At 66.1% G+C, this 9,251-nt stretch carries 9 protein-coding genes; 5 read left to right on the top strand and 4 right to left on the bottom strand.

All coding sequences use genetic code 11. The annotated features are described in order from the left end of the window. Nucleotides 1-722 precede the first annotated feature (722 nt). Entirely contained in the window at nt 723-1,310 is a 588-nt protein-coding gene (locus tag CKO31_RS24360; protein WP_200242967.1) for a Uma2 family endonuclease, read from the top strand. A gap of 291 nt (nt 1,311-1,601) precedes the next feature. Here the strand turns inward: CKO31_RS24360 and CKO31_RS24355 are convergent, their stop codons facing one another. Both CKO31_RS24355 and CKO31_RS24350 read right to left on the bottom strand, forming a co-directional pair. Continuing rightward, nucleotides 1,602-2,201, bottom strand: coding sequence for a hypothetical protein (locus CKO31_RS24355; protein WP_200242966.1), 600 nt, complete (start codon nt 2,199-2,201; stop codon nt 1,602-1,604). A 309-nt stretch (nt 2,202-2,510) separates the two neighbouring features. Then, nucleotides 2,511-3,599 (bottom strand): Rpn family recombination-promoting nuclease/putative transposase, encoded by a 1,089-nt coding sequence (locus CKO31_RS24350; protein WP_242475653.1) that lies wholly within the window; start codon nt 3,597-3,599, stop codon nt 2,511-2,513. Between the two features lie 1,246 nt (nt 3,600-4,845). On the opposite strand from CKO31_RS24350, the gene CKO31_RS24345 reads away from it, so the two are divergent. Further along, nucleotides 4,846-5,142 (top strand): type II toxin-antitoxin system VapB family antitoxin, encoded by a 297-nt coding sequence (locus CKO31_RS24345; RefSeq protein WP_200242963.1) that lies wholly within the window; start codon nt 4,846-4,848, stop codon nt 5,140-5,142. Next, complete coding sequence (locus tag CKO31_RS24340) at nt 5,129-5,566, top strand: type II toxin-antitoxin system VapC family toxin (RefSeq protein WP_200242960.1); 438 nt, start codon at nt 5,129-5,131, stop codon at nt 5,564-5,566. Before CKO31_RS24345 ends, CKO31_RS24340 begins: the two co-directional genes overlap by 14 nt. Before the next feature lie 69 nt (nt 5,567-5,635). On the opposite strand, the gene CKO31_RS24335 is transcribed toward CKO31_RS24340, so the two are convergent. After that, nucleotides 5,636-6,277: a hypothetical protein gene (locus CKO31_RS24335; protein ID WP_200242948.1), complete on the bottom strand. Its 642-nt coding sequence runs from the start codon at nt 6,275-6,277 to the stop codon at nt 5,636-5,638. Between the two features lie 157 nt (nt 6,278-6,434). Next, nucleotides 6,435-7,208: an RpnC/YadD family protein gene (locus CKO31_RS24330; protein WP_200242945.1), complete on the bottom strand. Its 774-nt coding sequence runs from the start codon at nt 7,206-7,208 to the stop codon at nt 6,435-6,437. A 1,122-nt stretch (nt 7,209-8,330) separates the two neighbouring features. Between CKO31_RS24330 and CKO31_RS24325 the strand changes: the two genes are divergently transcribed. Then, the gene (locus tag CKO31_RS24325) at nt 8,331-8,561 is read left to right on the top strand and encodes a type II toxin-antitoxin system HicB family antitoxin (RefSeq protein WP_200242942.1); all 231 of its coding nucleotides are present in this window, start codon (nt 8,331-8,333) and stop codon (nt 8,559-8,561) included. After that, complete coding sequence (locus CKO31_RS24320; protein ID WP_200242939.1) at nt 8,561-8,788, top strand: type II toxin-antitoxin system HicA family toxin; 228 nt, start codon at nt 8,561-8,563, stop codon at nt 8,786-8,788. Before CKO31_RS24325 ends, CKO31_RS24320 begins: the two co-directional genes overlap by 1 nt. The last annotated feature ends 463 nt before the right edge of the window (nt 8,789-9,251 follow it).

The raw sequence follows: 9,251 nt of genomic DNA, 5'->3' as shown, positions 1-9,251 counted from the left end.
TGAGCGGGGACATCGGGGCGGGCGCGCTCATAAATGTGCTCCGTGACGGATCGGCGCTGACCTTCCAGCATACACCCCGAAAGTCTGTGGCGAGACGCACCGGCTGCATAAGGGGCTGCGCAAGCAGACCACACGTGGGCACAACCCCCGTGCCCACCCTCCGGGCTCAGAGCGGGGCGCATCGAGCCGCGCCAGCGCAAGCGACAAGACAAGGGCTTCCCGCCCATGCCCCAAGCTAGTGGCGAAGCATGCGAGGCGGTACGCCTGAATGGTCCCGCGAGGCAGCCACGGTAATCCGCAGGCAGCGGCTATAGCACTCTGAACCGGGAGCGGAAATGCTTAATGTAGCGCCATTCGAGCCCGGCCCCTTGCGGTTTTGCCGCACAGCCAGAGCACTTCGTGGGAGCGGCCGTTGGCTGCTAAGACTTCCAGAGCTTGAGCCACACAGTCGCGGCAGCGATGCCGCTCCCACGGGCCGCTCGGGCCGCTGTGGGAGCGGCCTCTGGCCGCGAAGACTCTTGGTGGACACAGAGGCGGGCACTGCCGTGCTCTATCGCCACAGCGGACCATTCTGGACCCGCTACGTCCTCACCTCCGATGATGATCTGGGACTAGCAACCTCGAATGGCTTCGTCACGAGCGACATGATGAACACTTCGGTTGCGGTTCGCGCCACGTTAGGATAACGGCCGAGCGCCGACACAACCGCCGCTGGAGGAATCATGCAGGCCATCAAGCTTGCCACCGTCCACGACCTGTTGCAGCGCCCCGACGAGCGCGTCGAGCTCATCAATGGCGAGATCGTCCATCGCACGTTGCCGCGCCCCGAGCACGGCTGGATACAGGGCACCGCCCGCGCCGAGCTGGACGCATTCACCTGCCGTTCCGGCCCCGACGGGTGGTGGATCATCACCGAGGCCAGCGTCGCCTACGAGCCCCACCAGTGCCCCACCCACGACCTGGCCGGCTGGCGCCGCTCCCGGCTGCCGCGGCTGCCCGAGGGCCCCATCGAACTGCCGCCGGACTGGGTCTGCGAGATCGTCTCCCCGGGGCATGGGCGCAAGGACACCCGCGACATCCCGCTGCTGCTGCAGCGCCACGGCGTTCCGTTCTACTGGCTGATCTGGCCGGAGGAGCGCAGGCTCGTTGCCCATCGCCGTGACGGCGATAGCTATCAGGTGGTCGCCACGCTCGATCACACCCAGCCCGCCCGCATCCCGCCGTTCGACGCGATCATCTTGGACTTGGGCTACATCCTGGTCGGTGAGCCCGCCGTGAGGGAAAAGGGGCCAGGCTCAAGTGGGTCATGACGACAGATGGTCTTCCTCCCTTCGCCAACTGATCCATGCTGATCGCGCTTGCACGTCCTGCCGAGCTTTCGCCATTCCCGGGTCTGGCCGGTGATCGCCTTGCTTTGCCGATGGTAGCGGCCGTTGCCGACGGGTTGGTCCCGGTTGATGGTTAGCAGCAGGTTGCGGAGGGGGCTGGTCGTCGAGGGCGCAACGAAGGAAATGGCAATGTACACCGTGGCGCGCATTGTCGTCCGCGCGCAGGTGGAGGTAGAGCCTGGTGGGCACGCTGTTTGTGCCTACGCGGACCGGCTACCAACGTTTCGGCTCGAAGTCCGGGCGGTTCTTGATTTCCATGAGCTGGTCGCCGACCGCGAGCACCAGGAAGCCAGTGGCTTCGGCATAGTTGAGCACGCTGTCGTCGACGGCCAGGCTGGCGAGGATGCCGACCAGGGGCAGGGCATCGTATTCCGGGAAGAACTCGCGGAATGCTGCGATGTCCTCGATGAAGCGGTCGACGTCAGCGCTGCGCAGGGTCGCTTTGGTGCTGTTGAGGCAGACAAGGCTCGCGGTGAGCGCCACCGCATCGAATTCGCGCACGCGCCCATCGGCCAGCCGGCGCTTGCGCCGCGGCATGAGATCGAGCACCGGCTCGCGGAGCTTCGCTTCGATGATGCGCGACAGGCTCGGGGCGACAAGGTCTTCCACCAGGGTGCCGAGCTTGTTGGAGATATCGCCCCATTTGCGGTTCATCTCCCGGCTTTGCTGGCGCATTTCGTCCTTGAACGCGCGCATCTCGGCCTCGGTACGCATCTGAGAGTTGTAAAGTTTGTTGAACTCGATCCCGACGCTGGTCACGAACTCTTGCAGGACTTCTTCAGGTCGGTCGACACGTTCGACGACGGTTGCCACTGGGTACGCTCCAAGCTGTTCACACTAGCGCCAGACTATGCGGATGTTGCGGTGGTTTCAAACGCTCGACACGCTGGGTAGCTTGGCAGGGTGCGCACGCCTTTAGGCTCGGTAGGGTGGGCACGCTTTTTGTGCCCACGCGGCAGAAAGACGAGACTGGCACTCATCGTGTGTGCCTTCATCGGATCCGATTGCGGACATCGACCCCATAGACCGCGTTGACGTGCGACAGCACCTCGGTGGCACCCTTGAGGACTCAGGGTCGGGTTGCCCGCTGCGTGCCCGATCAAAGGACGCGCGGCCTGTCCGTCAGCGCTGTGGACCATCGGCGGACGCACCTCCGGCCGACCCCCCGCTGGGGGTTGGGTCCGCGGCGCTCTCACGCAGCGCGTTCAGCCATGCATCGCCATCGGCGAGGACGAGCAGCTGATCGCCAAGCGCTTCCAGCGCGCCGAGGTCACGGATCTGCGCGAGCCATGGGGCGCTCTGCTCGGCGGTCGTCGGGCCGAAGCGGCGGCGGACTAGGCGCAGCAATAGGTGGCGCGCGGCTTCTCGGCCCTGCTCCAATCCTTGCTCCAGTCCTTGCTCCAGTCCTTCCTGTTTCCACTGATCGGTCCAGCTTTCGACATTGTCGGTCAGCATCTGATACACCTCATGTAAGTCGCTCAGCGCCGGCAGCTCGACCTCGGGCAGCCGCCTGGGTGGAAAGACACGCCCGAGCCAGACGGCAAAGGCGCGGCGCAAATCGCGCTGCTCAGGCGCTTGGAGCCAGTCGATGAGCGCGCGCACGATGGCCATCACCGGCGCCGACCCGCGGCTCGCCTCAAGCTGAAACAGTGCGGCGCTGAGATTGCGCTCGGGCAGTGCGCCGGACCTGGCGATCTGCTGCTCGTCGAGCAGGAGATAGCCTTGCCGGGGTCGATAAGCCTCCAGCACCGAAGGCGCGGGCTCGATCAAAGGCTCGAGCGTCTCGGCGGCGCTCCAGGCTTTGGCTCCATTGTAGAGCACCACGGGGAGGACCGGCGGCAGGCGCCCGGCGACGCTCAACTGCTCGGCGCGGATGAGATCTTGGTACAGCAGACCGATGTAGGTCTGGATGCGCACCGCCATCCAGGGGTCGACGCTGGACTGGAATTCCAGCAACACATAGATATAGAGCCAGTCCTGCCCCCAACGCACGCGCCAGATGATGTCATCGGCCCGGTCGCGCAGATCGTCGCTGACATAGCTGCCGCTGGCGCGCTCCAGGGTACTCAGATCGAGCTCCCGCACCCAAGCCCCGGGCACGAAGCCGCGCAGCAGATCCCGGACCATGGCAGCGTGCGCGAACAGGAGCTTGTAGCCGCTGTCGTGCGTTGGCTGGCGTTTGGCTGTGTGCTCGGTATCGCCTCGGGTCATGGGCCGGCGGTGTCGGTATACGTCATCACACTGCGGCAGAGTTTTGGCGATGACGGGGGAGGGCGTCAATCGGCAGCCGCGCTGCGTCCCCGGCACACGACAGGCGCCAGCGCCATCGGCGCGAACGCCCGCGAACCGTCTCACTCAGCCGGCTGCGGTGGACTCCATCGCCCGCAGAGCCAAGCTCACCCCGTGGGAGCGGCCTCTGGCCGCGACGAGTCTGGCAGCACCGATGGTGCACCGTCGCGGCAAGGATGCCGCTCCCACGGGCTGCTCGGGCCGCTGTGGGAGCGGCCTCTGGCCGCGACGGAGTCTGGCAACGCCGGCGGCGCACCGTCGCGGCAAGGATGCCGCTCCCACGGGCTGCTCGGGCCGCTGTGGGAGCGGCCTCTGGCCGCGACGGAGTCTGGCAACGCCGGCGGCGCATCGTCGCGGCAAGGATGCCGCTCCCACGGGCTGCTCGGGTTGCTGTGGGAGCGGCCTCTGGCCGCGACGGAGTCTGGCAACGCCGGCGGCGCATCGTCGCGGCAGGGATGCCGCTCCCACGGGGCGCGCGGGTTGCTGTGGGAGCGGCCTCTGGCCGCGACGAGTCTGGCAGCACCGGCGCTGCATCGTCGCGGCAGGGATGCCGCTCCCACGGGGCGCGCGGGCCGCTGTGGGAGCGGCCTCTGGCCGCGACGAGTTTGGCACTTTGGGAGCGGCTTCTGGCCGCGAAGCGTCTGGCAGCACTGGCGGGGCGCATCGTCGCGGCAAGGATGCCCCTCCTGCACCAAACCCAAGACCCAAATCACCCTGGCTCACCAGGATGATGCGCGCAGCTGCATCGAGCGTTGCCGCCTCGGCCGCGGCGAACAGCGCAAGCGCCGCGCGCGGCTAGTCGAGGACGAGGTTCTTGAATTTCTGATCGTGGCTCATGCCACACCCCCGCGGCGTTGACATGTGCCCATTGTCGCCGGCCGGTGGTGGTGTCCCCCACACCGGTGCGTGCACGCATGTCTGGTGCGAGCTCACCGAGCCGCCATAACGGTCATCTCCTGTGCGGCCCGTGGAGAAGATGCTTGTTTGCAAGACCTCCAACCTTGGCCCCCAATCTTGACCCCCAACCTCCGGGGCTGCGAGACGTCAGGCGCCGTCCTGGTTTGTCCCTTTGCTACCATTGGGCAAACGGCAGCTGTGGATAACCAAAGTCCCGGCAGAGGCGCAGTCGGGCCTGCCATGCGACCCGTCACCTCCCGGAGGTCAAACAATGTCCTGTCAAGTCACGGTCGACGATGCCCTCATACGTCAGGCGCGCGAAGCCACCGGCCTCGTATCGGACAGCGATCTGGTGGAGCTTGGTCTGCGTGCGCTGATTCAGACCCAGAGCACGGCGCCGGCGGCTGCGCCAACGGAGGTCAACCCGAGCCATCGCCAGGCAAACCCCTTGCTCGCCTTGCTCGATTCGGACTTCATCGGGTGTGCGGACAGTGATCGTGTCGACCTTTCCGAGACCTGGAAGTCTGAGCTGACCGACAGCCTCGGCGCTAAGTATGGTCATCGCTGACACCGGCCTATGGCTCGCCTTGGCCCTACCGCGCGACCGGCATCACGCGCTGGCTAAGCAACGTATCGCTGAGCTTGCAGCGCAGCATGAACGCCTCATCACCACCTGCGCGGTCATGGCCGAGACATGTCACATGCTCCTTGCGCGGGGCGGGGTTGGATCGCAGTTGTGCTTTGTCGAGCAATACCGAGCCGGGGTGTTCGACGTTTTCGAAGTCGCTGGTACTCACGCGCCACGGATTGCCGAGCTCATGACAAAATACGCAGACCTGCCGATGGACCTCGCCGATGCGTCCTTGGTCCTGCTCGCGGAGCACCTGGGCCACGGGCGCATTCTCTCGACCGACGCGCGGGATTTTCATGCCTATCGCTGGAAGCAGCACGCCCCGTTCCAGAACCTGTTGCTGAGGTCCCCGCAGGATTGATGCACCACGGAAATTGAGCTTGGCCCTTTCCCCCCAAGATTGGGCACTTTTTGTGGCTACGCGGACCGGCTACCAACGTTTCGGCTCGAAGTCCGGGCGGTTCTTGATTTCCATGAGCTGGTCGCCGACTGCGAGCACCAGGAAGCCAGTGGCTTCGGCATAGTTGAGCACGCTGTCATCGACGGCCAGGCTGGCGAGGATGCCGACCAGGGGCAGGGCATCGTATTCAGGGAAGAACTCGCGGAATGCTGCGATGTCCTCGATGAAGCGGTCGACGTCAGCGCTGCGCAGGGTCGCTTTGGTGCTGTTGAGGCAGACAAGGCTCGGGGTGAGCGCCACCGCATCGAATTCGCGCACGCGCCCATCGGCCAGCCGGCGCTTGCGCCGCGGCATGAGATCGAGCACCGGCTCGCGGAGCTTCGCTTCGATGATGCGCGACAGGCTCGGGGCGACAAGGTCTTCCACCAGGGTGCCGAGCTTGTTGGAGACATCGCCCCATTTGCGGTTCATCTCACGGTTTTGCTGGCGCATTTCGTCCTTGAACGCGCGCATCTCGACCTTGAACGCGCGCATTTCGTCCTTGAACGCGCGCATCTCGGTCTCGGTACGCATCTGAGAGTTGTAGAGTTTGTTGAACTCGATCCCGACGCTGGTCACGAAGTCTTGCAGGACTTCTTCAAGTCGGTCGACACGTTCGACGACGGTTGCCACTGGGTACGCTCCAAGCTGTTGATATTAGCTCCAGACTATGCGGATGTTGCGGTGGTTTCAAACGCTCGACACGCTGGGCAGCTTGGTAGGGTGGGCACGCTTTTTGTGCCCACGCGGCTGGACTGCGTGCCCGATCAAAGGACGCGCGGCCTGTCCGTCAGCGCTGTGGACCATCGGCGGGCGCACCTCCGGCCGACCCCCCGCTGGCGGTTGGGTCCGCGGCGCTCTCACGCAGCGCGTTCAGCCATGCATCGCCATCGGCGAGGACGAGCAGCTGATCGCCAAGCGCTTCCAGCGCGCCGAGGTCGCGGATCTGCGCGAGCCATGGGGCGCTCTGCTCGGCGATCGCGGGGCCGAAGCGGTGGCGGATCTGGCGCAGCAATAGGTGGCGCGCGGCTTCTCGGCCCTGCTCCAATCCTTCCTCCAGTCCTTCCTGTTTCCACTGATCGGTCCAGCTTTCGACATTGTCGGTCAGCATCTGATACACCTCATGTAAGTCGCTCAACGCCGGCAGCTCGACCTCGGGCAGCCGCCTGGGTAGAAAGACACGCCCGAGCCAGACGGCAAAGGCGCGGCGCAAATCGCGCTGCTCAGGCGCCTGGAGCCAGTCGATGAGCGCACGCACGATGGCCATCACCGGCGCCGATCCGCGGCTCGCCTCAAGCTGAAACAGCGCCGCGTTGAGATGGCGCTCGGACAGTGCGCCGGACCTGGCGATCTGCTGCTCGTCGAGCAGGAGATAGCCTTGCCGTGGTCGATAAGCCTCCAGCACCGACGGCGCGGGCTCGATCAAAGGCTCGAGTGTCTCGGCGGCGCTCCAGGCTTTAGCTTCATTGTAGAGTGAGGTGGACCCCATCGGCCGTACAGCCAGAGCACCTCGTGGGAGCGGCCTCTGGCCGCGACGAGTCTGGCACCACCGGCGGTACATCATCGCGGCAAGGATGCCGCTCCCACGGCGCGCGCGGGTTGCTGTGGGAGCGGCCTCTGGCCGCGAAGACCCTGGCAGCGCCGGCTGTGTGCATCGTCGCGGCAAGGATGCCGCTCCCACGGGCCGCTCGGGCCGCCGTGGGAGCGGCCTCTGGCCGCGACGAATCTGGCAGCACCGGTGGTGCATCGTCGCGGCAAGGATGCCGCTCCCACGGGCCGCGCGACTCGCTGTGGGAGCGGCCTCTGGCCGCGAAGCATCTGGCGGCACCGGCGGTGCATCGTCGCGGCAAGGATGCCGCTCCCACGGGCCGCTCGGGCCGCTGTGGGAGCGGCCTCTGGCCGCGAAGACTCTGGCAGCACCGGCGGTGCATCGTCGCGGCAAGGATGCCGCTCCCACGGACCGCTCGGGCCGCTGTGGGAGCGGCCTCTGGCCGCGACGCGTCTGGCAGCACCGGCAGGGCATCGTCGCTGCAAGGATGCCGCTCCCACGGCATGCTCGGGCCGCTGTGGGAGCGGCCTCTGGCCGCGACAAATCTGGCACCACCGGCGGTAAATCGTCGCGGCAAGGATGCCACTCCCACGGCATGCTCGGGCCGCTGTGGGAGCGGCCTCTAGCCGCGACGAATCTGGCACCACCGGCGGTAAATCGTCGCGGCAAGGATGCCGCTCCCACGGCACGCTCGGGCTGCTGTGGCAGCGGCCTCCGGCCGCGAACACTTCCAGAGCTCAAGCCACACAGTCGCGGCAAGGATACCGCTCCCACACCAAACCCAAGACCCAAACCATGCTGGCGCACCAGAGATGATGTGCGCAGCCGCATCGATCGTTGCCGCCTCGGCGGCGGCGAACAGGGCGAGCGCCGCGCGCGGCTAGTCGAGGACGAGTTTCTTGGATTTCTGATCGTGGCTCATGCCGCACCCCCGGGGCGTTGACGCTCACCCATTGTCGCCGGCCGGCGGCGGTGTTCTCCCGGCCCGGTGCGTGCACGCATGTCTGGTGCGAGGCCGAGCCGCCATCACGGTCATTTTCTCTCGGCTGCGGGTCCGCGAACGGGTCGAAGCCCAGCAGTTTGACGTGCCATAATCCCGCGCATCCACAGACCATCACCAAAGGGTTCAGACCTTTAGTGGAACAGATCGCAAACCTGCACATCGAGCGACTCCCGGAGGGCGTGTATCTGGCGACCTCAGACGACATTCCGGGCCTTGTCGCCCAAGGCCGCACCTTGACGGAAACGTTGGAGATCGCGCGCGACGTGGCCCGAAAGCTCCTCGAAGCGGAGGCGGAGCGCTCCGGCACAACCCGTCTTGCACCTGTCGGAGACTCCTTCGACATGCCGTTGGTGCTCGGCTCCTGATGGGGAGGCTGTCCGGCTTTCGATACCGCGACATCGTCAAACGCCTCAGGCGTCACGGATTTGCGTTTGATCGCCAAGCCGCCGGCAGCCACGAAATCTGGTTCAACCCGACTACGGGCCGCTACACCACCATCCCAAACCATCCCGGCGACATGCCTGAGGGGACGTTGCGGGCCATCCTCAGACAAGCCGCAATCCCACCGCACGAGTTCCTCCGCGATCGCTGACCCTGGCCACGGCCGACGCCTCTCGCCCCCCCCCGTTGTGCGCGATAGTGGCGCGTCAATCCCACTCGCACCACGGGGCGCTCGGGCCGCCGTGGGAGCGGCCTCTGGCCGCGTCGAGTCTGGCGGCACCGGCAAGGGCATCGTCGCAGCAAGGATGCCGCTCCCACGGGCCGCTCGGGCTGCTGTGGGAGCGGCCTCTGGCCGCGACGAATCTGGCACCACCGGCGGTGCATCGTCGCGGCAAGGATGCCGCTCCCACAACACACCCAACACCCAAAGCCTCTGCCCGCACCACTGAACCGCTACCAGCAAGCCGGGGGTCCACCCCAGGTTGTTTGTCTGCAAGCCCCCAGGATCTACTACTCGCGCTGACGATCAAGGCCGAGCATCACGTCCTCGTACACCTCCGCCAGGGTGAAATCAATGGCAAGCCCCCCGCAGTCGAAGGACAGCTCGCCATCCT

It is taken from the genome of Thiohalocapsa halophila, assembly GCF_016583825.1.
Classification (GTDB): domain Bacteria; phylum Pseudomonadota; class Gammaproteobacteria; order Chromatiales; family Chromatiaceae; genus Thiohalocapsa; species Thiohalocapsa halophila.
Note: the sequence above shows the minus strand (reverse complement) of the source record. Positions and strands in the feature narration are given on the sequence as shown.